The sequence below is a fragment of the Bhargavaea sp. CC-171006 genome, from assembly GCF_009761675.1.
Taxonomy (GTDB): Bacteria; Bacillota; Bacilli; order Bacillales_A; family Planococcaceae; genus Bhargavaea; species Bhargavaea changchunensis.
In genome coordinates, this window is the sequence record NZ_QUZH01000012.1 from 1 (window position 1) to 25684 (window position 25684).

30 protein-coding genes are annotated in these 25684 nt (G+C 54.7%); 8 read left to right on the forward strand and 22 right to left on the reverse strand.

The genetic code is table 11. The features are described from left to right. Window positions 1–97: 97 nt before the first annotated feature. Entirely contained in the window at window positions 98–1489 is a 1392-nt protein-coding gene (locus DZC51_RS04555) for an L-cystine transporter (protein ID WP_157294194.1), read from the reverse strand. A 190-nt stretch (window positions 1490–1679) separates the two neighbouring features. Between DZC51_RS04555 and cls the strand changes: the two genes are divergently transcribed. Beyond that, window positions 1680–3131: a cardiolipin synthase gene (cls, locus tag DZC51_RS04560; protein ID WP_157294195.1), complete on the forward strand. Its 1452-nt coding sequence runs from the start codon at window positions 1680–1682 to the stop codon at window positions 3129–3131. Window positions 3132–3252: 121 nt separating this feature from the next. Here cls and DZC51_RS04565 read toward each other — a convergent pair whose 3' ends face one another. Beyond that, the gene (locus tag DZC51_RS04565) at window positions 3253–4140 is read right to left on the reverse strand and encodes a M15 family metallopeptidase (RefSeq protein WP_157294196.1); all 888 of its coding nucleotides are present in this window, start codon (window positions 4138–4140) and stop codon (window positions 3253–3255) included. 127 nt (window positions 4141–4267) lie between these two features. Here DZC51_RS04565 and DZC51_RS04570 point away from each other — a divergent pair, with 127 nt between their 5' ends. Beyond that, on the forward strand, window positions 4268–5419 hold the full coding sequence (locus DZC51_RS04570) for an MFS transporter (RefSeq protein ID WP_157294197.1): 1152 nt from the start codon (window positions 4268–4270) through the stop codon (window positions 5417–5419). Between the two features lie 81 nt (window positions 5420–5500). Beyond that, the gene (locus DZC51_RS16335) at window positions 5501–5626 is read left to right on the forward strand and encodes a hypothetical protein (RefSeq protein WP_255448105.1); all 126 of its coding nucleotides are present in this window, start codon (window positions 5501–5503) and stop codon (window positions 5624–5626) included. A 24-nt stretch (window positions 5627–5650) separates the two neighbouring features. Here the strand turns inward: DZC51_RS16335 and DZC51_RS04575 are convergent, their stop codons facing one another. From DZC51_RS04575 to DZC51_RS04600, 6 genes are all read right to left on the reverse strand, one after another. Beyond that, window positions 5651–5902, reverse strand: coding sequence for a hypothetical protein (locus tag DZC51_RS04575; protein WP_157294198.1), 252 nt, complete (start codon window positions 5900–5902; stop codon window positions 5651–5653). A gap of 113 nt (window positions 5903–6015) precedes the next feature. Further along, a complete protein-coding gene (gene yidC, locus DZC51_RS04580; protein WP_157294199.1) occupies window positions 6016–6780 on the reverse strand; it encodes a membrane protein insertase YidC in 765 nt (254 codons plus the stop codon). 65 nt (window positions 6781–6845) lie between these two features. Then, window positions 6846–7634, reverse strand: coding sequence for an AraC family transcriptional regulator (locus DZC51_RS04585; protein ID WP_157294200.1), 789 nt, complete (start codon window positions 7632–7634; stop codon window positions 6846–6848). A gap of 25 nt (window positions 7635–7659) precedes the next feature. Then, window positions 7660–8565 (reverse strand): diacylglycerol/lipid kinase family protein, encoded by a 906-nt coding sequence (locus DZC51_RS04590; RefSeq protein ID WP_157294201.1) that lies wholly within the window; start codon window positions 8563–8565, stop codon window positions 7660–7662. Window positions 8566–8680: 115 nt separating this feature from the next. After that, window positions 8681–9127 (reverse strand): hypothetical protein, encoded by a 447-nt coding sequence (locus tag DZC51_RS04595; protein ID WP_157294202.1) that lies wholly within the window; start codon window positions 9125–9127, stop codon window positions 8681–8683. 60 nt (window positions 9128–9187) lie between these two features. Continuing rightward, window positions 9188–9643, reverse strand: a complete 456-nt coding sequence (locus DZC51_RS04600) for a GNAT family N-acetyltransferase (protein WP_157294203.1) — start codon at window positions 9641–9643, stop codon at window positions 9188–9190. A 110-nt stretch (window positions 9644–9753) separates the two neighbouring features. On the opposite strand from DZC51_RS04600, the gene DZC51_RS04605 reads away from it, so the two are divergent. Next, window positions 9754–10248: a GNAT family N-acetyltransferase gene (locus tag DZC51_RS04605; RefSeq protein WP_157294204.1), complete on the forward strand. Its 495-nt coding sequence runs from the start codon at window positions 9754–9756 to the stop codon at window positions 10246–10248. A 131-nt stretch (window positions 10249–10379) separates the two neighbouring features. Here DZC51_RS04605 and DZC51_RS04610 read toward each other — a convergent pair whose 3' ends face one another. From DZC51_RS04610 to DZC51_RS04620, 3 genes are all read right to left on the reverse strand, one after another. Continuing rightward, window positions 10380–10871 carry a DUF4064 domain-containing protein gene (locus tag DZC51_RS04610; protein WP_157294205.1) on the reverse strand — a complete coding sequence of 164 codons (492 nt, stop codon included), beginning with the start codon at window positions 10869–10871 and terminating at the stop codon, window positions 10380–10382. Between the two features lie 346 nt (window positions 10872–11217). After that, complete coding sequence (locus tag DZC51_RS04615; protein WP_157294206.1) at window positions 11218–11502, reverse strand: GNAT family N-acetyltransferase; 285 nt, start codon at window positions 11500–11502, stop codon at window positions 11218–11220. Window positions 11503–11544: 42 nt separating this feature from the next. Further along, window positions 11545–12510 carry a ring-cleaving dioxygenase gene (locus DZC51_RS04620; RefSeq protein WP_157294207.1) on the reverse strand — a complete coding sequence of 322 codons (966 nt, stop codon included), beginning with the start codon at window positions 12508–12510 and terminating at the stop codon, window positions 11545–11547. 133 nt (window positions 12511–12643) lie between these two features. Here DZC51_RS04620 and DZC51_RS04625 point away from each other — a divergent pair, with 133 nt between their 5' ends. Next, complete coding sequence (locus tag DZC51_RS04625) at window positions 12644–13366, forward strand: DUF3784 domain-containing protein (RefSeq protein WP_157294208.1); 723 nt, start codon at window positions 12644–12646, stop codon at window positions 13364–13366. A gap of 243 nt (window positions 13367–13609) precedes the next feature. Here DZC51_RS04625 and DZC51_RS04630 read toward each other — a convergent pair whose 3' ends face one another. The 3 genes from DZC51_RS04630 to mntR all read right to left on the reverse strand — a co-directional run bounded on the left by DZC51_RS04630 (window position 13610) and on the right by mntR (window position 15908). Then, window positions 13610–14521 (reverse strand): DUF1002 domain-containing protein, encoded by a 912-nt coding sequence (locus DZC51_RS04630; RefSeq protein ID WP_157294209.1) that lies wholly within the window; start codon window positions 14519–14521, stop codon window positions 13610–13612. A gap of 71 nt (window positions 14522–14592) precedes the next feature. Further along, entirely contained in the window at window positions 14593–15468 is an 876-nt protein-coding gene (locus tag DZC51_RS04635; protein WP_157294210.1) for a CvfB family protein, read from the reverse strand. Between the two features lie 2 nt (window positions 15469–15470). Continuing rightward, on the reverse strand, window positions 15471–15908 hold the full coding sequence (mntR, locus tag DZC51_RS04640) for a transcriptional regulator MntR (protein ID WP_157294211.1): 438 nt from the start codon (window positions 15906–15908) through the stop codon (window positions 15471–15473). Between the two features lie 130 nt (window positions 15909–16038). Here mntR and DZC51_RS04645 point away from each other — a divergent pair, with 130 nt between their 5' ends. Continuing rightward, on the forward strand, window positions 16039–16194 hold the full coding sequence (locus DZC51_RS04645; protein WP_143059391.1) for a lmo0937 family membrane protein: 156 nt from the start codon (window positions 16039–16041) through the stop codon (window positions 16192–16194). Between the two features lie 126 nt (window positions 16195–16320). Here the strand turns inward: DZC51_RS04645 and DZC51_RS04650 are convergent, their stop codons facing one another. Continuing rightward, window positions 16321–17430: a GNAT family N-acetyltransferase gene (locus DZC51_RS04650; protein WP_157294212.1), complete on the reverse strand. Its 1110-nt coding sequence runs from the start codon at window positions 17428–17430 to the stop codon at window positions 16321–16323. A 409-nt stretch (window positions 17431–17839) separates the two neighbouring features. On the opposite strand from DZC51_RS04650, the gene DZC51_RS04655 reads away from it, so the two are divergent. Both DZC51_RS04655 and DZC51_RS04660 read left to right on the forward strand, forming a co-directional pair. Beyond that, window positions 17840–18256, forward strand: a complete 417-nt coding sequence (locus DZC51_RS04655) for a universal stress protein (RefSeq protein ID WP_157294213.1) — start codon at window positions 17840–17842, stop codon at window positions 18254–18256. A gap of 96 nt (window positions 18257–18352) precedes the next feature. Next, on the forward strand, window positions 18353–19369 hold the full coding sequence (locus DZC51_RS04660) for a DmpA family aminopeptidase (protein ID WP_157294214.1): 1017 nt from the start codon (window positions 18353–18355) through the stop codon (window positions 19367–19369). Between the two features lie 56 nt (window positions 19370–19425). Here DZC51_RS04660 and DZC51_RS04665 read toward each other — a convergent pair whose 3' ends face one another. The 7 genes from DZC51_RS04665 to DZC51_RS04695 form a co-directional block, all read right to left on the reverse strand. Continuing rightward, complete coding sequence (locus DZC51_RS04665) at window positions 19426–19797, reverse strand: hypothetical protein (protein WP_157294215.1); 372 nt, start codon at window positions 19795–19797, stop codon at window positions 19426–19428. 448 nt (window positions 19798–20245) lie between these two features. Further along, on the reverse strand, window positions 20246–22606 hold the full coding sequence (locus tag DZC51_RS04670) for a penicillin acylase family protein (RefSeq protein WP_157294216.1): 2361 nt from the start codon (window positions 22604–22606) through the stop codon (window positions 20246–20248). Window positions 22607–22703: 97 nt separating this feature from the next. Next, entirely contained in the window at window positions 22704–23087 is a 384-nt protein-coding gene (locus tag DZC51_RS04675) for a Na+/H+ antiporter subunit G (RefSeq protein WP_157294217.1), read from the reverse strand. Beyond that, entirely contained in the window at window positions 23065–23349 is a 285-nt protein-coding gene (locus DZC51_RS04680) for a Na(+)/H(+) antiporter subunit F1 (protein WP_157294218.1), read from the reverse strand. Before DZC51_RS04680 ends, DZC51_RS04675 begins: the two co-directional genes overlap by 23 nt. Then, window positions 23349–23867: a Na+/H+ antiporter subunit E gene (locus DZC51_RS04685; RefSeq protein WP_157294219.1), complete on the reverse strand. Its 519-nt coding sequence runs from the start codon at window positions 23865–23867 to the stop codon at window positions 23349–23351. Before DZC51_RS04685 ends, DZC51_RS04680 begins: the two co-directional genes overlap by 1 nt. After that, on the reverse strand, window positions 23864–25351 hold the full coding sequence (locus DZC51_RS04690; RefSeq protein WP_157294220.1) for a Na+/H+ antiporter subunit D: 1488 nt from the start codon (window positions 25349–25351) through the stop codon (window positions 23864–23866). The genes DZC51_RS04685 and DZC51_RS04690 overlap by 4 nt, the downstream gene beginning before the upstream one ends. Continuing rightward, complete coding sequence (locus tag DZC51_RS04695; RefSeq protein WP_063181867.1) at window positions 25344–25682, reverse strand: Na(+)/H(+) antiporter subunit C; 339 nt, start codon at window positions 25680–25682, stop codon at window positions 25344–25346. The genes DZC51_RS04690 and DZC51_RS04695 overlap by 8 nt, the downstream gene beginning before the upstream one ends. Between the last annotated feature and the right edge of the window lie 2 nt (window positions 25683–25684).

The following is a 25684-nucleotide window of genomic DNA, read 5'->3' on the forward strand; positions in this document are numbered from 1 at the left end:
ACATGAATGACAAAACGTACCCAGAAAGATTTCATCTGGGTACGTTTTGTCTACAGTCTGAGATGCCGTCCATTGAGTGGACGGCATCTTTTTTCATTTAAGCATCGATTGGCTGGGAACGGATATCCCCGTTGTAGACATCGCGGTCGACTTCTTTGTTCACATTGGCCGCCGTGACGCCCGCCGTCATCGAACCGCTGACGTTAAGAGCTGTGCGCCCCATGTCGATGAGCGGTTCGACGGAGATGAGCACACCGGCAAGCGCGACAGGAAGGTTCATCGCCGACAGGACGAGGATGGCGGCAAAGGTCGCACCGCCGCCTACGCCCGCCACGCCGAACGAGCTGATGGCGACCACGACAATCAGTGTAGCGATAAAACCGGGATCAAGCGGGTTGATGCCGACGGATGGTGCGATCATGACGGCCAGCATCGCAGGATAAATGCCCGCGCAGCCGTTTTGGCCGATTGACAGCCCGAACGAACCCGCGAAGTTTGCGGTTGCATCAGGCAGGCCGAGCCGGTCCGTCTGTGTCTTGATGTTGAGCGGCAGTGCACCTGCGCTGGAACGGGAAGTGAACGCGAAGAGCAGCGTCTCCGACGTTTTCTTCAGATATGTGATCGGGTTCAGGCCGTTCAGCGTGATGATCACCAGATGAATCAGGAACATGGCGATCAGCGCCACATAAGAAGCGATGACAAATTTGCCGAGGTTGGCGATCGCCCCGAAATCGGATGTCGCGACCGTGCGGGTCATGATTGCCAGGATGCCATAAGGCGTGAGGCGGAGGATCAGCTTGACGACACGCATGACAAGCGCATAGATGGCATCGATCCCTTTTTTCACCATCGCGGCATTTTCAGGTTCTTTCCGTGCGATGCCAAGATAGGCGACGCCCAGAAACGCTGCGAATATGACAACACCGATTGTCGAGGTCGGGCGTGCACCGGTCAGGTCAAGAAACGGGTTGGACGGGATCAGCTCGGTGATCTGCTGAGGAAGTGTTTTATCCGCCACTTCCGCCGAGCGCTCCTCAAGCGCCGCTCCGCGTTCCATTTCAGCAGAGCCCTGCACGAGTTCAGAGGCATCCAGATTAAAGGCGACCGCGGAACCGATGCCGATTGCAGCAGCAAGAGCTGTCGTACCGACCAGCATGCCGAGGATGAGGCCTGCCGTCTTCCCGAAGTTTTTGCCGGTCGTGACTTTTGTGAACGCAGCAAGAATAGAGATGAAGACGAGCGGCATAACGATCATCTGCAGGAAGCGGACGTATCCGGAGCCGATGATATTGAACCAGTCAACGGAATCAGCCAGGGTTTCCGAATCCGTACCGTAGATGAGATTAAGGGCCAGGCCGAACAGGATCCCGAGGCCAAGACCGGCAAAGACCCGGTTCGAGAACGAGACATGCCGGCGCTGCATATAAAACAGGACACCGACGAGAACGAGCAAGGCGGCGACGTTGATGACAACCAGCCAGGTATTCATAGTAATTCCTCCAATTATTATCATGATCCTCCGAAAAGGAGCGGTTTGCAAAAAGCACAAGCAATAGAATATAAGGTTTAATCCTATAAGTCAAGTAGGTATTCTCGTCGGCCGGCCCCTCTCCATTCGTGTTTTTGGCGGGCTAACGGTATACTGTCCTTAGACAGATCATACGCAACTGGAGGTTTTCATGGCACAGTTCATCACGTACGCGACGGTCGCGGTCTTTATCCTGAACATTTTCCTCGCGGTTGCCCTGATCTTCCTTGAGCGACGCGATGCGACATCTACCTGGGCCTGGTTGCTGGTCCTGTTCTTCATCCCCGTGTTCGGATTCTTCATATACCTGATGTTCGGCAGACAGCTGCGGAAAAAACAGCTGTTCCGCTGGGAAGACAGGAACAAGATCGGAATCGAGCAGCTTGTCAACTACCAGATCGAAGCGATAGAGGATGGCACATTCGACTTCCGGCTGGACGATACCGCCCACTACCGGGATATGGTCTATCTGCATCTCAGGAATAATCATGCCCTCCTGACACAGGACAATCACATAGAGATTTTCAACGACGGGGGCAAGAAGTTTGAGGCGCTGCTGGAAGACCTCGAGCACGCCAAAGACCATATCCACATCCAATACTATATTTTCAGACTCGACAATCTTGGACAGCGCATCCTGGATACGCTTATCCGGAAAGCAAAAAGCGGTGTCAAAGTGCGGGTGCTTTTCGATGATATCGGATCCCGAGGGCTCAGGAAGCGCCATTTCCGCGATCTGACAGCCGTGGGCGGCGAGGTGGAGGCGTTCTTCCCTGCCATCCTCCCGCTCATCAACCCCCGGATGAACTACCGGAACCACCGCAAGATTGCGATCATTGACGGCCGGATCGGCTACGTCGGCGGCTTCAACGTCGGCGATGAGTACCTCGGACTGAACCGCAAGTTCGGCTACTGGCGTGATACCCACCTCCGGATCGAAGGCAGCGCGGTCCACCCGCTCCAAACCCGTTTCACACTGGACTGGAACCAGGCTTCCGCCTCCCATGACATCGAGTACCATGAACGCTACTTCCCGGCCATCCCCCGAAAAGGCAACGTCGGCCTGCAGATTGTATCGAGCGGCCCGGACGAACAATGGGAACAGATCAAAGACGGCTACCTGAAGATGATCCAGCTGGCGAAAAAGTACATCTATATCCAAACGCCGTACTTTATCCCGGATGCGAGCTTCCTTGATGCGCTCCGGATCGCATGCTTGTCGGGAATCGATGTCCGAATCATGATTCCGAACAAGCCGGATCACATGTTTGTGTACTGGGCGACGTATTCCCATGTAGGCATCCTGCTTAAGGCGGGGGCCAGGGTCTACATCTACGAAAACGGCTTTATCCACGCGAAGATGATTGTCGTCGATGATGAGGTGGCGACAGTGGGAACCGCCAACATCGACGTCCGCAGCTTCAAACTTAACTTCGAAATCAATGCCTTTATCTACGACCGGGAGAAGTCCCGGGAGCTCGCTGAACTGTTCGAACAAGATAAGAGGCTTTCCACGGAATTGACTTTGGAAGCCTACCAGAACCGCAATACCAACATCCGGTTCAAGGAATCCGTCTCAAGGCTTCTGTCACCGATTTTATGAACAAGCGAAAATCCCTCCTGCACGGTGTCTGCACCGCGCAGGAGGGATTTCATTTATCAGATGCTGATTTCCAGCAGGCACCGGTAATCACTTAGAAATAAGCTGAAAACAGGATGCTTTCTTATTTCTCCGGTTCTGACGGTTTCACGCGGCCATCCGGCACCAGAAGATATTCCTCCAGAGTACTGCCGCGCGAATGGATCCTCCCCGCCACTTCCTTGCCGACGTAGCGGTAGTGCCACGACTCGTGCATATAGCCGGTGATGTCTTCCTTGCCTTCCGGATATCGGAGGATAAAGCCGAACCGGTGGGCATTTTCGAGAAGCCACTGCCCCGCCGGCGTGTCACCGAACGATTCACTGGCATAATGCTCGGGCTGTGTCGCCTCCCCGATATCAAAAGCGAGGCCGGTCTGATGTTCGGAATATCCGGGACGGGCGCTGTATCGGTCCGCCGCCTCGGCTCCGTCACGCTCGGCATACCGTTCGTACAGCTCCTGCTGCCGCTCATAAGTCCGGAATGTGCTGAAAGCGTCCAGGTCAAATCCCTCAAGAAGCGCTTCCGCACTCATTTCTTCGAATGCTTCACGCGCCTCGGGATTTTCACCGGGCGCAAAGCCGGCAGGAAGCGGATACTTTTTATTTGCCAAAAGGATGCCGCCAATATATGTCGGCTCTGCAGGAAGTTCGCGGCCTTCCACGTACTCCCCGATGCCTTCCAGGGGATCGGGCTCCGTCGTGCCGCTTGCAGGCAGCTGCACGCCTTCGGGACTTTCTTCTTCCTCGGGTGAAGTCTCGCCGGTATCCGGCTCTTCCGTCCCGGTTCCGCCGGTTTCCTGTACCTGTCCGGACGTGCCTCCGCCGAGCACACCCCTGATCTTTTCGGCATCCCAACCGTTCATGCCGGCAAAGACCGCTGCTCCGCCGACCAGTAGTGTGACTGCCGCGAGAATCGCGATCCATACGCCTTTCCGGTCGCGATTCTGCTTCCGTGCTTTCATTCTGCCCATTCTCGGTGACCCTTCTTTCGTGAATTTCCCATTGGTCTATCGTACCATATCCGGCCCCATTCCGCGGCGTTCTCCGTTATGCTATGATGCTTTTGTGACGAATCTATTACATGCGGAGGAATCCGATATGAAATCCCGCTGGCTCTCCCTGAATTTCTTCGCGTTCTTCTTTACCTGGGGTATCTTCCTGCCCTACTGGACAGGCTGGCTCGTCTCCGCCAAAGGCCTCACCGTCTTTGAGGCGGGGGCCGTCATGGGTGCAGGGATGTTCATCAGGGCGTTTTCGACTCTTTTCCTGTTCCCTGCCGCAGCCAGGCGCTTCCCGATCACGGGTGTGATGAAAACAGGTGTTGCGCTGTCTTTCCTCATTGCCCTGGTCTACATACCGGCCGGCTCCTACACGGCGATCCTCGTCGTCACCGCGGCATTTAATATCGTCTATCCGAACCTGTTGCCGGCGATGGAGACAAGCGCATCCGTCCTGATCCAGAAAGATCGGATCAATTACAGCCGGAGCCGCGCTTTCGGCTCGGCCGGCTATATGGCTGCCGTTCTGATCATCGGGGCGGTCACAGACCTGTTCGGCAATGATGCCATTCTATGGATGATGTTCGCCGGACTCCTTTTCATGCTGGGTGCACAATATACGGCCGTTCCCGCATCGCTCTACCGGGACGAGACAGAGAAACCTTCGGAAAAGAGATCCGGGGCTTTCCGCGAACTGGTCCGTGACCGGGGCTTCCTGACTGTCCTCACCATCTCGATCCTGCTTCAGGGTGCGCATGCTTCCTACTACAACTATGGTTTCGTTTATCTGGAAGACCTTGGCGTGGCGAGTTTCACAATCGGGCTCGTGCTGAATGTCGCAATCCTGTTCGAAATCCTGTTTTTTGGCGTCGCGGACCGGCTGTTCGGCAATATGCCGGCTTCCCGGATGTTCCTTCTTGCCGCGGCCGGCTCCACGCTGCGCTGGGTGCTCATCTTCCTGGTGCCGACCGTTTGGATGTTTACCCTCACGCAGGCTTTGCACGCGGCTTCATTCGGCATCGCACATGTCGCATTTATCCGTTACATATCAGAAAAGCTGCCGACACGCCTGATTGCACCTTCACAGGCATTGTATGCCGCATTTGCCATGAGCCTGAGCACGGCATTCCTGACATTGCTCGGCGGTGCTTTGTACGAAGTCCGGCCCGCGCTGTCGTTCCTCAGCATGATTATTTGCACCGTCCCTGCAGCCCTGATCGTTTTCTCCACGAAAAACCGTTTCTCCTACTAAAGAACCATTTTATCGGACTACGGACAAATGCCCACTCCCTTGTCCGTATAGTTTGGTAAACAAGGGCAAAGGGGCATATTCATGAAACCGATCTCGATCCAGGACATACTTCAATTGATGGAAAAGCTGGATGCTTTGCTCGCAGAGCGGGAACATCTAGTCCCTGCAAGGGGCGGCAAGACAGAAAACGCGCTCGGTCAAAAATGACCGGCGCGTTTTTGTATGGGGTGGTCAGATAAAGAGCATGACCGCCAGGACGATAAACAGGATGGCGAAAAATCCGGCCAGTAAATTCATCCATTTTGCTTCACGCATCATGCCGCGCTCCCTGAACCCTGCGGCACGCGCAGTATTCGTCAGGATAAACAGGAGCGCCATCGACAGTCCCGCCGCATGCATCGCCTGCCGCACAATGAAGACCAGCGTCAGGATGAACACCACCGCAATCCCGATTCCGAACAACCACCGCTTTTCCTTAGACATCCCCCTCATCCCCTTTTAATTGATCATAAGCAGAAAAACGGCAGTGCCCCCGGCCTCGCATGAGACTCCCGGGCCACTGCCGTTTGTTCTGATAACCGGGATTATTACCCGGTTTATTGCTCGACTGCCTTTTCAGGATGTTCATAATAGAACTTCCGTCCGATATAGGTCTGGATCACGAGGATCGCACCGCTGACCGCCCAGTAAAGCGGGAGTGCGGACATCGCCGTAAAGGAGATGAACGTGATCATGATCGGAGACATATAGATGAACATCTTCATCTGCTTTTGCTGCTGCTCCGGCATCGTCCAGAGAGACACACGGGCCTGCAGGAGATAGACAACGCCTGCAACAAGGGCCATGATCATATCCGGCGAGCCGAGATTGAACCAGAGGAACTGGTGGGTCTTGACGTCCTGGGAATACAGGATGGCGAAATAAAGGCCCATGATGATCGGCATCTGGATCAGGACAGGCAGGCATCCCATGTTCAGCGGATTGACACCGTGCTTCTGGTAAAGCCCCATCATTTCCTGCTGGAGCTTCATCTGCTCGTCCTTGTCCTTCGTTTCCTTGATGCGCTTCTGGATGTCCTCCATCTCAGGACGAAGTGCGTCCATCTTCACTTTCATCGCCTGCTGGGTCTTATAGTTTCTCAGCATGAGCGGCATGAGGATCAGACGGATGATGACTGTGATGGCGATGATCGCCAATCCATAGTTGCCGTTGAAGAAAGTCCCGAGGGATTCCAGGGACCAGTCCATCGGCCGTACGAAAAGGTTATAGAACGTGCCTTCCTTGTTCTGGACGCTGGAGCATCCGCCAAGGAGCAACGCTGCAGCTGCCAATGTCAGGATCAGCCCGATGCGCTTATTCAATCGATTCACCTACAACTTTTTTAGACTATAGAGTAGTATACACCACCCGCTGCAGGCTTTTCAATTTATGTCACGGCATCTTCACCGCTTCCAGGCACAAATGAAGTGAAGTAATTGATGTCCTTTCGCTCCCTGAACTGCTTCGGCGTCACTTTTGTATACTTTTTGAACGTCCTGGTGAAGTAGCTCTGATTGCAGAAACTGAAGCGCTCCGCCACTTCCGCGATCTTCATGTCCGTATTGCGGAGGAAAAACTGGGATTCCTCGATTTTCCGCATATTGATATAGTCGATGAGTGTCAGTCCGGCATGCTCTCGGAAAATGCGCGAGAGATGGCTCGTGCTGATGCCGGCCCGCTTTGCCAGCTGGTCAACAGTGATCGGATCCTCAATCGAGGCGTCAATGAACTGGATGATGTCGTTGACAATTGGGTGGGAGAGTTCCGGCTTGTCCCGGCCTTCGAGGACGTGTATGAAGAATTCAACGAGGTCGTTCGTTGTCTCCGTGATGTCCATGGTTCCCGACTTGCGGTCCACGATCCGCATCGCGGTGATGTTTGTCGCAACGGCCCATTCAGGAGGGAATTTCGGCACCATGAGGAAACGGGCAGTCAGCGCAGCGAAGATGATGTAATAATTGGATACATCCTTCACCCAACGGTCGCCGGCAATATCTTTGACCATCATGACGATGTGGTTCAGCCGATCCTTGGCCCTGGCCCGGTCCCCTTCGGACACCGCTTCCAGCAAATCCTTTTCGAGATGATAAAAGTCCTCGCTCCGATCGTACGACTTCAATACCTCGACCCGGTCCATGAATAGGTTGGTCATATACTGCAGACCCGGGTCCTTCATCCTGCTGCACCTCTTTTCCTCATGCTCATTCTCCTTCCGTTGGTTCCGGCGCCAATATCCTCAGGTGACGGCGCAGGACCTTGATTGCGATCGGAGTGTTTCCTCCTTCGTCACCGTCAATGTTGCAGGAAAGCGGCTCATCCGTCTCAATATGGGCATGGGTCGTCCGGATTTTCTCGACCGCCCCCTCGTCCTGCAGCTTTCCAAGGAGCAGTGACGCGGACATTTTTAGCAGTCCCGGCAGCTTCACTTGCTTGATCACTGTCAGGTGGAGCAGCCCGTCATCTGTCCTGGCACCGGCATTCATCTTCTCAAAACCGCCCACCGAATTTGTCAGGGCCGCAAGCACCAGCGATGCCTGCCCGGTCCATTTGCCTCCGTCGTGAGTGATGGTGAATTGGTTCCTCTCATCCGAAAGCAGCGTCTGCAGTCCGTGTGCAGCGTAAGCAAGCGGACCAAAACGCGTTTTTTCCCCTACCGGTACGTCCATCACTCCTTCGGCAAGACTGCCAACAGCGAGGATATTCATAAAATAACGGTCGCCGGCCAGGCCGATATCAGTAGGCCTTGCAACAAACTCCGGAAGTCCGCGGATTGCGTCTTCAGGATCCAGCGGAATCGACAAGGCTCTTGCAAAGTCATTTACTGTGCCCAGCGGGATCAGGGCAAAGTCCGGCCGGTCTTGTTCCCCGGCCAGCCCGTTGATCGCCTCGTTCACGGTGCCGTCCCCTCCCATTGCGACAACGAGAGGATGCCCGCTTCTCGCCGCTTCCCGCGCAAAGGCAGTCGCATCGCCTTCCTTCTCCGTTGCCCGGACTTCGACGGAATAGCCCATCTCCTCCAAAACCCGGATGCACAGTTCGCGATAGGTTTCCGCCAGTTCCTTCCCCGAAGAGGGGTTCAGGATAAAGACTGCCTTCCCTTTTTCCATGACACACGTCCTTCCGGTTTTCTTAAATACTCATTCTATACCCTAACGCGGTTATTTTTCACACATTTATGCAAAAAAGCCCATCCGAAATGGATGGGCTCTTTGCGGAAACGTCTTACAGTTTATCGGTATTGACCCGATTTTCCGTCGTGACGGAATCCGTGTCTTCATTGTGCTGCTCGGCCGTCTCATCATTGCTGCCGAGGCTCGCCTTTTGTTGGCCGGCAGGCTGACCGGTTTCTTTTTTGTGGTACAGTCCGTCTTCGTCTGGATTCTTCTTCTTGCTTTTTTTGTCTTCCACTTCCTGATTGTAGTAATGGACGCTTGTCTGTGCACCTTCGGCGACCATGTCATTATCCTGGAAGTCGTAAGGATCGGAAAGGCCTGCTTTCGTGTCCTCGTAGTTACGGTTAACCTTCTGTGATTCCACAAACGAATCCATTTTTGTCTTCAGGTTATTGAAGGCGACCATTGCCTTGTCACGGTTCTCCTTCTTGCTGAAATACGCGTAGGCACCCGCCGCGAGGCCTGCCAATAAGAGATTCTTATTTTTGCTTGCCATTTCCATCATCCTCCAGTTCCAATTTCGGTCATGTATGGGTTCATAGTGAAGTATACCCCTTCACTTGCCGCAGGAAACCACAAGCCGCATATCCACATGGGGGATTCCGTCTTCATCATAGGGTTCGGAAACCGGCCGGAATCCGCAGGATGCATAAAATTCTTTCAGATGTAATTGCGCCGAAAGATGCACAGGGATATCGCCGTAACGTTCTGCGGCAACCTCTTTTGCCCTTTCGACAAGCTCACGCGCAATTCCTTTTCCCCGGTGGGATTTCCTGACGATGACTCGGCCGATCGCCGGATCTTCATGTACTTCTCCGGGCTTGATGATCCTTGCGTAGGCTGCAATCGTATCACCCTCCCACCCGGACAGGTGCAGAGCAGCCCGGTCATGTCCGTCGATTTCCGGATATGGGCACTCCTGCTCGACGACGAACACATCGACACGCAGTCTGAGAATTTCATAGAGTTCGTCCGCAGTCAGTTCCGCAAAGTTTTTAACCGTCCATTTCATCTTTCCCACTTCTTTCATTTCAATTTGATTACATTATTCCACAACATATATCGGAGGATCGATTTATTTGTTATAGTTGATGGAAATCTATTTCCGAGGTGACCTTTTCCATGATCCGTTTGATGACACGACATGATTTCGAGACCGTCCGGCAGATCGCGGCGGTCAGCTATGATGATACGTATCAGGGCATTCTCCCGGAAGATGTCCAGGAGTCCTTTCTCACACGAGCCTATGCTTCCCCGATGATGATGAAACGGCTGGAAAAGACCACGATGCTGATAGCGGAACATGAAGGGCGCCCGGTCGGATTTGCCAACTTCACCCATGTTGACGAAGACGGCGATGCTGAACTGACCGATATGTATCTCTTGCCGGATTACCAGGGCATGGGGTTCGGCACGGCACTTCTTGAAGCCGGCATTTCATCCCTTGAGGACGGCCATCAGCTGTTCGTCTACGTTGATAGCCTTAACGAAGGAGCCCGCCTGTTCTACGAAAAACAGGGCTTTGAACTTCTTGAGGAATTTGACGAGCTGTTCGAAGGCTATCCAACGTCCACTGCACAATATGTCTATTACCTCAAAGCACCCGCTCTTGTATGAGCAGGTGCTTTTTTTATGGTTTAATCTCCAATATCTTTTATCTCATTTTTCTAAAGGGTTCCATTAAATCGTGGTACAGAAAAAGCAAAGTGCCCGGCCATCGGACCGGAGCACTTTGCTTGAGGCACTTATCAGAGTGGCCGCATCGGGTCATTGTCATAGGCCGTTTCCGCAACAACAGGCGGCTTGCGCACGAAGCACATGATTCCTGCGATGTAGAGCAAAATCGAAGTAAGCGACAAAATACCTGCAAGAACTCCTGCGATGATGAACAGAATCCCGCTTAGCTTTGAGTTTTTATTCAGCTGGATGAGCGCGACCACAATCAGCACAGTACTGATGACGAGTGCGGCGATAAAGAACCAGCCGAAGCTGACCATCCAGTCCATACCCATGTACATCATATCGATAATCGCCTGTGCGTCTGTTTCGGTTAAGTTCGGGTCATTCCAGATTTCCGCCTCGAATTCCTGCTGGAACTGCGGGTCGTTCGTCATCATCTTCATGAAATTGTTCAAAGCGAATGTCAGGATGATTCCGAGCACGTTGAACACCAGGCCGATGATTCCGAGCACACGCTCGCCAGTCCGCTTGAACGGACGGTTGAAAGAGTTTGGTTCCATTTAGTGACACCTCTTCTTTTTCTTTTATTCTACTTTCTTCTTACGGATGAGACCACGAGGGGGTTTCATCTTTTTTAAATCAAGCGTGGTCTGGAAGGTTTACCCAGACATTTAGCGGGGTAGAAATACACTATCAACTTATTAATCGAAAAAAGGGGGAGACGAACCCATGGAAAAGAAACTCATCTTCAGTCAGTCCGATGCTATGTACGCCATTGCCGGATCGTCTGTTCTTACCGCAATCCTGCTCTTCATCACATTCTGAGGGAGGACTTTATGACAATCTGCCACTGCCAAACATAAAAAAGCAATCCGCCCAACGGAACGGATTGCTTTTTTCGTGTGCTTATTTTGCCTTGACATCCTCATATTCATCATAGCGGCCAAATGCCGTCACAACGTAAGAACATACCGCTTCCATCTTGTAGTTGTTTTCACGGGCATAGTCGGCCGCCCGGTCGAGCAGCTTTTTCGCCACGCCTCCTCCCCGGAGCGACGGGTCGACGAATGTATGGTCCATCACCATCACATCCCCCATCATCGTCCAGGTGATTTCAGCATCACGCTTGCCGTTCTCTTCATGCACGAATGCATATCCATCACTGCCAAGTTCCTTCAGTTCAAATTCCATGTTTTAACTCCCCTTTCCCCATTTGTGTACCCGGAACGACGCTCAGTCAAGCTCAAGCGGACTGAGCGATGCCTCGATCTCCCGGCGGTTCGGCTCAAGGAATGGCGGCAGTGCCAATGTCTCGCCAAGTGAGTCCATCGGTTCATCCGAGTCAAAGCCCGGCTCATCCGTTGCCAGTTCAAACAGGATGCCGTTCGGCTCGCGGAAGTAAATCGACCGGAAATAGTAACGGTCCACTTTACCGCTTGTCTGGAACCCTGCCCGCTCAAGATGCTCCAGCCATTTGTCGTAGTCCCCGAAGGTCGGAACCCGGAAGGCGACGTGGTGGACGCTGCCCCTGCCAGGCCGCTCCGGCGGCAGGTCGGGACGGGTCTCGAGATGCACTTCCGCGCCTGCTCCCCCCTCGCCGGTCTCGTAGACGACGATGTCCGGCATGCCGGGGACATCGGACGGATAAGTGCCCGACTTTCGGAAGTTCAGCACTTCCGTCAGTACGGTTTCCGTGCGTTCCGGGTGACGTACCGTCAATTTTACAGGACCAAGACCGACAATCGCAAATTCTTCTGGAATATCTGATTTTTTCCAGGGGATACCGTATGGGACGCCCGAACCGTCATCGGCAATGAGCATGAGTCGTGATCCTTCGTTGTCGGTGAAGGCGATCGTCTTCCGGCCGTTGCGTTCCCGGATTTCTTCATGTTCCACGCCAAGTTCCCCGAACCGGCCGATCCAAAACTCAAGTGCCTCTACGGACTTGACCCGGAATCCGGTACTGCTGATGGAAGAGACCCCCGGGTAGGTGCGTCCTGCCATCGGGATTTCAAAATACGTCATATCCGTTCCCGGCGTGCCGACCGCATCTGCATAAAACAGGTGGTACATAGAGGTGCTGTCCTGATTGACCGTTTTTTTAACAAGCCGCATGCCCAGCACCCTGGTAAAGAAGTCATGGTTTTTGGCTCCGCTGGCCGTGATGGCCGAGACATGGTGGATTCCTCCGAGTTGCATATTTCCCCACTCCTTTATCTTGAATTCGAGATGATTTCCTTTTGTTATCTTATACCCTCAGGAAGCATTTTGCAATCAGCGGGCTTCCCCGCTACACTTAATAGACATACCCCATCCGGAAAGGAATTTGACCATGTCGCTGATTTTCTGGACACAATTATTACTGATCATTCTATTTGCCCTGTTCGCCTACCTGATCCTTAAAAGGCGTTCCTATATGTTCATTTCGGGATTTGCCACGCGCCCTGAGGAAGAACAAAAACAATTGATCGATAACGGCTACCCGCAGGGTGTCGGCCGCCTGTTCCTGATCATCTCGGCGGGGCTTCTTCTCCTTATGCCGCTCGAATTAACCGGTTTCCGCTATACGTTCGAGTTGCAGATGGCCTTTATGATGCTGGTCCTGTTCGGCGGACTTATCATCCTGTCGCGCCGCGAAGTCCCTTACAAGAGGAAGCGTGCCTTTCTCACCTCGGTCATCATGACAGTTGTCGTGATCGGCGGGACAACGGTCCTCCTCTTTATCGGCGCCAAACAGCCGGATGTCACTTTGGGCGGTTCGGCAGTGGAGATTTCCGGTATGTACGGCGAAGAGATTCCCTACTCGGACATCCGCTCCGCAAAACTTCTCGAAACAATGCCTAAGATTCACTATAAAGAAAATGGCTTCGGCTTTGCCGACTACGCCAAAGGACACTTTTCAGTCGAAGGCCATGGTTCTTCCCTTCTTTTCGTCGACAGGAAGCAGTCGCCCATTCTGCTGATCGAGACAACCAATCGCCCCGTTTTCATTACGGGCGTCAACCCGGATGAAACCAAGTCATGGCATACGGAGCTGGACCAGCGGATTCGATGACGGCCGTCCAAACCGTTCCAGAGGGATTCGTCACTTTCGTGGGTCATTTCATCACTTTCGTGGGTCGATTCATCACTTTCATGGATCGTTTCATCACTTTCGTGGGTCGTTTCATCACTTTCATGGGCCGATTCATCACTTTCGAAGCATGATTCGTCACTTTCGCGCCGGACCCGGCCATTTTGAATAGAACAACAAAAACGGATGCACCGGCAAAACTGCCGGGCATCCGTTTTTTCAGATTCAGCTGAACAGCGAGCGGACCGAGTCGATCAGGTTATTGAAGAAGTCTTTGACTTTCTGCCAGAAGCCTTCATCGTTCACTGTCTCACGGATTTTGTCGCCGTATTTATCATTGAAGTCCTGAGCAAACTGTCCGAGCTGATCCGACCATTTGCTAAAGTCGATATCAAGCTGGCGGATGCGGTCCATCAGGTCCACCAGAAGCTGGCGGTCTTCGGGGCTCAGTTCGATTTGGAGCTTGTCGAGCTGCTCGGTAACAATCCGCTCCACGTCTTCCTTCGTCGCCGGGTTCTGTTCGGCGATCTGCTGCTTCAGCTCGGTAAGAAGTTCCGTCACCTTTTGCTCGTCAACACCCGACTTTTCGGCGAGCTCTGTCGCAACGGTAAGTTCGTCGTTGGCAACGTCCGTCCGTTCGGTATCAAGCGTGCCGCCGCTGGCCTCATACGCTTTGTAGATGCCTGCCAGCGCGGAGTGGCCAGTGACCGGTTTCGGTGCCGCGACGTCGACATCGGCATCTTCGATTCCCGCTGTAAGCATTGCATTTGCATACATATCCGACGTAACCTGGGTGATGTTGTCCGGAGTGACAATCTGGATGACGAGTCCGCTTCCCGGCTCTGTCACCGTGATTTTCGCGGACGAATACATCCGCGCCCGAGGATTCGCTCCTTGGATGTATTTGCCCAGATCCTGTCCGGAAACGGTGATTTCCTCGACTTCCGCTTCTTCCTTCACCTTCAGGCTGCTTTCCACGCTCGCTCTCTGGTCCGCGGTCAGGTCCGCGCCGTATACGACAATCGGAACACCTAGACGTTCATCGACCGCAGGCTCGGCAGAAACGGCAGGTCCCGTCAACATGGAAAGTACCAGTGCCAATATTGCGGGCAATACCCATCTTCTCTTTTTGTTCATGAGGTTTTCCCCTTTCCTGGATGCAAAAGCAACTCCTCACCCATATGAACGGGCGAGGAGGGTAAAAAGTTTCATGAATCCCGCTGGGCATCCTTTAAATATGTCCAGCCGTCTTCCTGAACGATTTTACGTTCTTTCAGCAGCTTGCCGATCGCCCGCTTGAAAGAAGCTTTGCTCATATCGAACATTTCACTGATTTCGTCGGGCGCTGACTTGTCCGTGAAAGGCATTTTGCCGCCGGCTCCGTTCAGATACCGGATTACCGTCTCTGCATCATCGCCGATCCGTTCCTCTTTCCGTGGAAGAAGGGAGCCGTTAAGAGAGCCATCATCGCGGATGCCGATCACCCGGACTTCGACTTCCTGCCCGAGCCTCGGCTCAAATTTCATTTCGGTATGGTGGACGAAGATCCGGTATTTCTGCGGCTCGCTCAGCATGAATGCCCCGACCGGAAGCAGCCGGTACGCCCGGGCTTTGAGGTTTTTATTGAAAAGAGCTGCCGGTGCGTCGACATACTCATCCTTGATGCGCTCCTCGGTGACGAGCCTTCCGAACAGATTGCCGCCCTTATCCATGCGAAGCGTCATGTACAGGCAATCACCCGGCTCCGGCCAGAGCTCTTTGAGCTGCGGCATGTCCTTCGGATTGACGATGACTTCGACGGACGATCCGATGTCTGTCCGGATGCCGTCCCGCCCGTCCGTGTCAATCACTTCCGCCCAGCCGTATGACCCCACTTCCATACGGGGCAGCCGGCTCGTCGCGACGAGGTTGCCGCGCCGGTCCGGGTGGAGAAATACTTTCAGCCTGTCGCCTTCATTCAATTCCTCCGGCGCTTCTGAAGCGTTCATATTAAATTCCTGTCCGTCGCAGGACAGCACCCAGCGGGAGCCTTCCCGCCGTTCCGCGAGCGCCTCGATGATTCGCCCGGATTCGGCCTTTGCCATATTTATCTCTCCCTTTCTTCGTCCGCACGATCCGCCGCCCGATAGCGCTCCAGTTGGTCCAGCATAGCAGGATTTCTTTCGAGGACGTGTACAAGTTCGGTGATGCGGTCAATTGCATCCCAGCTCAGATGATGCTCAATCCCCTCGACATCGTTGTAGACATGCGTTTCATCCACGCCAATCAGGCGGAGAAAGCGTTCAAGCAGCTCATGACGGCCGGCCAGCTTCCGGCCGAACGCTTCACCCTTTGAAGTTAATATTAACCCTTTATAGCGTTCGTAAACTAAATAGCCTTCCCGGTCCAGCTTCCTCGCCATCTTCGTGACCGATGACGGCAGGACTTCCAGCGCTTCCGCGATGTCGGAAACACGTGCCTCCCCCGTTGCTGCCGATTTCAGCCAGATCTGTTCCAGATAGTCTTCCATGCTCGGCGTCGCCATACCAGATCCGCCCCTTCCATTGCCTGTCCGTCCATTATAGCACGGAGCAAAGGATGCCCGGACCGGTTTATCCGGGAACAAGCAGGGGTAGGATTTGGTTAACAGAGAAAGACGGAAAGCGGGTGACTTCATGGGCAAAATCGTTTGGTGGATCATTTTGATTCTGATCGCATTCTGGCTGATCGGCTTCCTTCTTGATATTTTCGGCGGTCTGATCCACATCGTCCTTATCATCGCCGGTATCATTTTCATCTTCCAGCTGATCACCGGCAGGAATAAACATTAAAAATAGGGATGCCGCTGATTTGGCGGCATCCCTATTTTATTTGGCCTCGTGCTGCATGATGACATGCTTCACATTTGGTCGCGCTTGCTTGATATTCGGAAAATCCCGGTCCCGCCGGCGCAGCATTCAGTTCACTTTTGCATAAACACAGGTGTCGCGGAGGCTGCCGTCCGAGGCGACATCATCATTCTTAAGGATGCCTTCGAGTTCATAACCCAACTTTTCCGGGATGGCACGGCTCTTCATGTTCTTCGTATCACAACGGATTTCGACCCGCCTGGCCCCGAGGGTTTCCACGGCAAACTGGGTGATCCGCTCCGCAGCTTCCGTGATGTAGCCATGGCCTGTGTAGCGGGTATCGATCCAGTACCCGATTTCGAATTTAGGTATCTCCCAATTGATGCGATGCAATCCGGATGAACCGATAAACGCACCGTCTTCCAGCCGGTAAATATGCAGACGAAGATCTTTACGGGTGATAAAATCGGCCACCGCTTTCCTGAGGCTGTCTTCCACGCCTTCAAGCGTCGGCTTGTCCTTGGCGAACGGGAGCCATTCCTTCAGCTCCGGATGGGAATAGGTGAGCGCGTCATAAACATCGGCTGCATCCTCCACGCGCGGGGCGCGGATCAGGAGCCGCTCCGAGCGGAACTCATCCGTAAAGCCCGGCGGACGTCCCTGGTGGTCGGTTGCCGCAGCAATTTCACGGTCGTTCCACTCCACGGGGGTCGTCTTGCCACTTTCAAAGTCCTCCCGCGTGATTCCGTACGTGACGGCATCATAGTAAGAGTCCTCTTTCGGGGAGTACCATGACCTGCGCAGATGGCCTTCTTTCACGAAGCCTGCCCGCTCAAAGGTTTTCCGCATTGCGGCATTGTCCTGCCGGGTGTGGCCTTCCAGCCGGATTTTCTTGTCCGGCATGCTGAACACATAATCGCAGACCAGCCGGAGCGCCCGCGGGCCGAACCCCCTGCCGCGCGCCCTTTCCGCTATCCGCAGATCAAACACCGGAATCTCATCCTGCATGTCATACAGCTTGACGATGCCGACCTTCTCCCTGTCCTCGGTCTCCACCCAGAACGTCTTCACCTCGTCGGATTCGTAACCGCCGTCATCGATCGCTTTCTCGATCATTTCCCGAGCGGGATGCGGTATGCCATGATACGGCCAGCTGTTCTCCGTCATGAAGTGGATGAGTTCTTCCTGTTCCTGCATCGTCCATTCCGTCAGTTTCATCCGTGTCCCCCCCTGCCGCATCATCGTGTCCAGGGCGCAAAAGCTGCAACCCGGAGCGTCGGCCGCTCCGTAAACCTAAAGAGCGGCGCGGCCAAATTCATGCTATGGCAAACAACAATCGTTTCTTTAATTATACACAACGTTTTCCGGCTTAGCCGCTATACATTTCCGGCAAGCGTGAACAAACGTCCCGTCTTGTCCCGGCCACCCCATTTTATGCTCGCCTGAACAAGGAATCAAGGCCATCAAAATGAGGCCCGGCTGTTTTTCTTTTGGTTCAAAAGGTTTTCAAACGGCAGGAAGGGAATATAGTATTACATAGAGAACGTTTCCCCGCGTCCGGCTGGCCGGGCGCCGGCGGGCGGTTCGCATCCGCCCTTTCCGGAAACCGAAGGAGGATACCGGACGAATGTACGAAAAAATCATTATCGCCGTGGACGGCTCCGCCCATTCCAGGCGGGCGGCCAAGCACGGCGCCATAATCGCAAAATCAACCGGCGCATCCGTCGACCTGCTCTATGTCGTCGACCACGACCGCTCCCGTCCGCAGGAGTATGAAAATGTCACAAAGGAAGAACTGGAAACACGTGTCCGTGACCAGCTGTCCGAGGTTTTCGCCATTTTCAGCGACAAGGGAATCCGGCCCGGACTGCAGATCCAGTTCGGGGAACCCGGACCTGCAATCGTCAAATTCATCAATTCGGTCGGCTACGACCTGGCCATTGTCGGCAGCCGCGGATTAAATGCTTTCCAGGAGATGGTGCTCGGCAGCGTCAGCCATAAAGTCGCCAAGCGCGCCGAATGCCCTGTCCTTCTTGTGAAGTGAACCGTCCTCAAATAGGGACGGTTTTTTCGTGTGCCCATTTGTGATTGAACTTTGAGATAATGGAAGACAGAGCAGATACATAAGGGGGAATAAGCAGTGAACAAAGGGAAATGGAATGCCATCACGGACGTGGAAGGGGTGTCGGTTGGACATGTCACGCTTGACCGGCCCGGGGACGGAGACGATTATTTCTGCACGGGAGTGACGGCCATTCTCCCGCACAGTGGCAATTGGTTCAAAGAAAAACCGGCTGCTGCCTCGTTCGTCCTGAACGGTTTCGGCAAGACGGCAGGGCTCGTCCAGGTCGAGGAACTCGGCGTATTGGAATCGCCGATCATGCTGACAAATACGTTCAGTGTCGGCGCGGTGCTTGAAGGCACACTTCAATACATGCTGGACGAGAACCCGGCGATCGGGGATTCGACCAGTTCACTCAATATTGTTGTCGGCGAGTGCAACGACAGCTATCTGAACTCGATGCGGAAAATGGCCGTGCGTCCGGAAGACGCAGTCCGGGCCATCCATGAGGCTTCGGGAGAAGAACTTGAGCAAGGCGCGGTAGGTGCCGGCAAGGGCATGATCTGCTACGGCGCGAAAGGCGGCATCGGCAGCTCTTCCCGCGTCGTGGAGGCAGGCAGCCGGACATTCACCGTCGGCACCCTCGTACTCACCAATTTCGGCCGCGGCCATGAATGCCGCTTCCCGGGCTGGGTGGCGCCGGAAGAGCCGACTCCCGAAACACCGGTTGCCGAAGAGGAAAAGCGTCCGGACGGCTCGGTCATCATCGTCGTCGCGACCGATGCCCCTCTTGGAGCCCGCCAGCTAAAGCGGATCGCCAGACGGGCCGCGATCGGACTCGGCCGGACCGGCACCCACATCCACAACGGGAGCGGCGACATCATCATCGCCTTCTCGAACGGGCTGCTGACCTCGCACGGCGGTGAGGAAATGACTGTCACCCGGGAAATCATCAAGGATGACCACCCTATCATGAACGACCTGTTCGAAGCGGCAATCGCCTCGACCGAGGAAGCTGTCCTTCAGTCACTCCTCCACGCAGAGACGACAACCGGCAGGAAAGGAAGGGTTGTCAGGAAAGCGGAATTCCGGTGATGCTGCTTAAGTAAAAAGAGAACTTCCGGGTCATCGGAAGTTCTCTTTTTTCCGCCTCAAAAACCGGTCACGTTATCAAACGGCTTCTGCTTCCCGTTCACCCTGACTTCGATCGTGTCTTGTTTGGCGTCTGTCTTCAGTTCATAGACGTGGGTATCCACAACGTCCTTTGTTTCACCGGATTCTTCCAGCCTGATGATGACCGTTTTGTCCTCGATTTCGTAATCTGCGGCTACTGCCTGCTCGGATTGAAAAACGATGTAAGACTTGGTTTTCGAATTAAGCAACTGAAGGGTCAGGTCGGGATCAACCTGTTCCCAGACATCGCCAGGCATCTGATTGAGTTCACTGAAACTCGTGACTTCCGGGTCGCTGCAGGCTGACAGGAGACCCGCGGCAATTAACGCGCCAACTATAAACCTTCTCACTTTCTTCCCCTCTCTCCGGATGATCCGCCCGCTTATTTCAAGTCAAACTGCTATATTTCATTTCGGCAGCCCTTATTGCAACTCCTGGCTTCTTGATTCAATTCGTGGATCCTTATTGCAACTCCCAGTTCCTTATTTCAAGTCGGGGCACCATGCGGCAAATTCGAACTCCTTGTGGCAACCAGCGGCCAATGCGGCATATCCGGGCCCCATGTGGCAAATCGGCAGCCCATGTGGCAAATCAGTGAGCCAAATCGCAAATCCGCACTCCTTATGGCAAATCGGCGACCTATGCGGCAAATCCGGACCCCATGCGGCAAATCGGCAGCCCATGCGGCAAATCCAGGCCCCATGCGGCAAATCGGCAGCCCGTGCGGCAATTCAGTGAGCCAAATCGCAAATCCGCACTCCTTGTGGCAACTCACGCGCCTTATTGCAATTCCACACTTCACGGCACCAGTCTCAGTTCGTCGCCTTCCGCCTTCCCGTCGATACGGGTTTCGTGATAGTCCCCTTTCACCCAGTCGTCCACCTGGTCATGGAACCAGTCGGACTTTACATGGCCGCTTTGGCCGGGACCGACGATATGCCAGGTTCGTGAGAGGTCCGAGAGATCGGCGACGAACCGCCAGGACGCACCATGGTCGGCGGTGCCGTCATAGTTGAATCCGGCAGCCTGGACGGTGATATGCGAGCCGGAGACCGGCGTGCGCGGCGGGTTCAGGAATCGTTCCAGAATCGGCGAGGCGCCGCCGACCGGGTGCGGGAAGACGAGCTGGTGGTAATCTCCCCATTTCCAGTCGTCCACGTCGTCCCCGTAGGCGTCCGCGATCGACATGACCGCACGTTTGAACGAGTCGGTGACCCAGGCATCCACTCCGCCATAACCCGTCACCCATGCGCCCGGGTTCCCTGCATAGGCCTGCCGCATCATCTCATCGGTGAGATGGTTCTTGCCCGGCATGAGTTCATACACATCCCCTGGCATTGAGGAACGGAACATCGTCCGGGGCAGCTGCTGGATCCATCTATGGAAGATCAGCGGTGCCCCGAGGTCCTTATCATCCTCGAGGTTCCAGTTTTCGAGAAGCCGGACGGCGGATGCGTATTCTTCTGCCGTGCCCGTCGCCTTAAGCGATCCGATCATGTCATCGAGAAATTCCCGTGCGTACAGATTTTCCACGTCCATCTGGAGGGCCATCATGTCCTCCGGCGTGAGGTCGTCGCCTTCGCGGAGCACTTCCGCGATCCGCTCATAGCGGTAGGGTTGCGCCCAGAATTCAGTGATGTGGTAAGGATAGTCCTCCCCGATGACCCGGTTGTTCGCGGTGGCGATAAATCCCTCCTCCGGGTTGACGGCAACCGGCAGCTCATCATACGGGATATAGCCTTCCCACCCATATTCCGGAGAATCTCCCGGCACCGGCAGCTGTCCGTCCCCTTTTTTGCGGATCGGGATGTTGCCGTTCGCCTTGTAGGCGATGGTACCGTCCTTCGAGGCGAAGACAAAGTTCTGTGCCGGCGCATTAAAGTTTTCCAGAGCCTTCTCGAACTCTTCCCAATCCGAAGCCTTGTTGTACGTCAGCACAGCCTCAAGCTCCCGTGTAGGCTCGAGTGCCGTCCACTGCATCGAAAGCACAGCGCCAGGCCCCGTTTCTTCCAGCATCAGGTCTGAAATGACCGGACCGCGCCGCGTCGTCACCACACGGAAGTCCACAGTCTCCCCGTCCTTCACTTGAATCGGCTCGTCGCGCACTTCCGCCTGCTCCCATTCCCCGTCATAGAGGAACTGCGTCGGGTCTTCCGGGTTCGGCTTCTCAATGTACAGGTCCTGTACATCCGGCCCGACGTTCGTCACGCCCCATGCAATCTCATCGTTGTGGCCGAGGATGATTCCCGGAATGCCGCCGAAGATGACACCTGCGACATTCTGTTCCGGCGACTCCAGGTGCATCTCATACCAAATGGACGGAGTCGTGAGCCCAAGATGCGGATCATCGGCAAGAAGCGGTTTTCCGGAAGCCGTCTTGTCTCCGGAAACGACCCAGTTGTTGCTGCCGTTGAACTCCGGCGGGATGAGTGATGGATCAAACGCCCCTGCGACCCGGACCGGGTTTGCCCGGTTCGCTTCAATGACCGTGGACGCGTCCGCGGGGTAATGGATGAACAGTTCCTCCATCTTTTCCCCTTCGAACTGGTTCACCGCCCAGTGGCGGAATGCCAGCGCCTGCCAGTGTCCGCCGAGATCATACGCCATGAACTTCCCGATTGTGAGGGAATCAAGCGGCGTCCACTCCTCCGGTTCGTAGCCGAGCAGGCTGAACTCGTATGGCAGATTGCCTTTTTCTTTGGCCTGGCCGATATAGGCGTTCACCCCTTCGGCAAACCAGCCAAGCACTTGCCTGGCTTCCTCTCCGTAGCCTTCGTGCGACTGCTCTGCCGCATGGCGGAGGCTGAACGTGCGGAACAGCTTGTCGGACGGTACAGCCGCCTCTCCCACTACTTCAGCCAGCCTTCCCGATGCCTGCCGGCGTGCCAGATCCATCTGAAAAAGCCGGTCCTGCGCCTGGACATACCCCTGTGCCCGGTACAGGTCCGCATCGGACTCCGCACGGATATGCGGCACACCTTTGCCATCGCGCACGACCGTCACTTCCGACTCCAGCACCGGCACGCGGAGCTCGCCCTCGGTAACCGGGGCGGACCTGCCTATGTAAACGTTTACGTAAATCAGTGCGGCAATCCCCAACACCATGCACGCACCTAATGCATATAGGATCAAACGCAGCCACTTCGGCCACTTTCTCATTTCATCATCCCCCCTGCCCCAATTGATTCTCCCCTTTTCCGGAAAATCCTTCCTGGGGGGCAGCTACCCTATAAGAAAAAACAGATCCGAAGGGCTGTCAGCCTTCGGATCTGCTTTCTTTTTCCTGTCTGAGTTTATCTCTGGCTTCCTCCAGTTCATCCCCTTTGGAGATGTCCGCCAGCTTGACGCCCGACCTGTGAGCGGCACGGATAATGACATGTCCCGCTACAGGTGCTGTCAGGAAGACGAAGATAATCCCAAGCAGGAGCCTGACGCCGATAAAACGCTCGACTGCCCAGAAATAGAGGAATGCGCCAAGAAGCGAGAGCAATACAGCAAGCGTCGAACTCTTTGTCGCCGCGTGTGACCGGGTGTAGACATCCGGCAGACGGATCAGACCGATCGCACTGACGACACTCATCACGCCGCCGGTCACCATGAGGATCGCCGCAATGTATTCAACGATTGTGTCTGCGTTCAACGATGATCCCCCTCTCTATGTATTTCGAGAAGGCGATCGTCCCGATAAAGCTCAGGATACCGAGGATCAGGATCACTTCCATGAATGCTTTCGTCAAGAGGATGCACGACACGACTGCAATCGAAGCCAGCAGGTTCACACCGATCATGTCCAGCGCGATGACACGGTCCGGCTTCGAAGGCCCCTTGATGATCCTGTAGACCGCGATCAGAATCGTGAATGAGAACAGCACGAGCGAGATGAGCATGAGGGTCTCCACCATTATCGCGTCACCTCCATGATCGCTTGTTCAAAATTGTTCAGTTGCGCAAGAAGCGATTCTTTCGACGTGTCGAGGTCCATCGCATGAATGTAGAGCCCCTGACCGTCTTCGGTCACTTCCATGACGACGGAGCCCGGCGTGAGTGTCAGCAGCAGGGACAGCATCGTCACTTCCACATCACTTTCAAGCACCGTGTCGTAGCGGAAAATGCCCGGACGGATCTTTAATGTCGGACTCAGGATCTGCGCGATGACCGAAACGCTAGATTTTATCAATTCCCAGTTAAAAATCAGGACCAGTTTGATGATCGCGAACAACTTGCGCAGGTAGAACTGGGTACCGAAAAACCGGTGCATGAAGAAAACGATGAAAATCCCGACGATAAATCCGGCGATGAATGTCGTCGCACGGAACTCGTCCTCGTCCAGAAGCAGCATCCAGAGGAATGCGATGAACAGGTTCAGGAGGAACTGGGCGGCCGTCGCCCCGAATCCTCCGTCTCCGGCAAACTTGTTCATGAACCCACCTCCCCGAGGATCGCATCGATATACAGATCGGGATTGGCCATCACGCGTACCGCATCGGAGACGAACGGCTCAAGCGCCTGGGCACCGACACCGATGCCGACCGTCAGGACACCGAGCAGCGCGATCGGGATCAGGCGCCTCGCAGGAAAGAGACGCTGATCTTCCCTGTTGATGATCGTCTCGCCCCAGAAGCAGTTCATGAAGATGCGGAGCATCGAATACAGCACGACAAGGCTTGAGGCGAATCCGATAAAGAGCAGGAAGTAGTTCCCGCCTTCGACCGCCCCAAGGCCGACATACATCTTGCCGATGAATCCGCTGAGCGGCGGAATGCCGGCCAGGCCGAGCGTTGTCAGGAACAGCAGCCAGCCAAGCACCGGATAATTCCGGATCAGCCCGCTCATTTCGGTGATCTTCGTCTTGCCGGTCAGATAAACCATCGCCCCGACGATCAGGAACAGGAGCGCTTTGATGACCATGTCATGGATCAGATAGAATACAGAGCCCTTGAACGCTTCTTCATTAAAGACCGCGAGTCCGATAATCATGAATCCGACCGCAATGATGACGTTGTACGAGGCAATCTGGCGGATGTCGGTATAGGCGATTGCACCGAGGCAGCCGCCGATGATCGTGAGAACCGCCATCGTGCCGATGATGGTCTGGATAATGAACTCATCATGATAGAAGATGAGCGTGAACGTCCGGAACATGGCATACACACCGACTTTCGTGAGGAGCGCCGCGAACAGGGCCGCGATCGGCCCCGGCGGCGAACTGTACGATCCCGGCAGCCAGAAGTACAGGAAAAGTCCCGCTTTCAGCGCGAATACGATCAGGAACACGACCGCAATCGCGCTTAGGAGAGGCCCCTGCCCCGCTTCCGCGACGCGGACGGAGATGTGTGCCATATTCAGCGTGCCGACCGTCCCGTACAGGAAGGCAAGCGCGACGAGGAAGAACCAGGACGCCACTACGTTGATCGCGATGTACTTCATCGATTCCGCAAGACGGACCTTGCCGCCGCCAAGCGTGATGAGCACGTATGATGCCAGCAGCATGACTTCAAAACAGACAAACAGGTTGAACATATCCCCTGTCAGGAAAGATCCGTTGACCCCGGCGACCAGGAAGAATGCAAACGGATAAAAGAACATGTTCTCCATCCGCCGTTCCGTCGATGTGAAGGAATAGGCGATGACGAGTGTGGAGACGGCCGAGGCCGTGAGCACCATAAGTGCGGAAAACGAATCCCCGACAAACAGGATGCCGAATGGCGGCTCCCAGCCTCCGAAATCAAGCCGGATAATGCCATCCTCCCGGACCTTGAAAAGGATCCGGACAGAGACGGCGACCAGAGACAGGAGCGACAGGATACTGACAATCTTCTGCGCCTTCACGGAAGGGCGCAGGAAAAACAGAACAAATCCGGTGAGCAGCGGGAGAAGCATCGGGAGGACAAGAATATTATTCACGATCAATCCTCCTGATGGTGTTCATATTGTCGGATCCGCTTTCCTCGTATGTCCGGTAGGCCAGCACGAGCAGGAGCGCAGTGGTCGCAAAGCTGATGACGATCGCCGTCAGGATCAGCGCCTGCGGAAGCGCATCGGCATAAGGCCCTTCGGATTCCCGGAGAAGAGGCACCTTGCCTTCACCCGCTCCGCCCATCGTGATAAGCAGAAGATGGACGGCGTGTGACAGGACGGCTGTGCCGAGGATGATGCGGACCATATTACGGGACAGCAGCAGATAGACCGCCACGGTCACGAGGATGCCCACCAGGATGGTCATATGGAATTCCATCT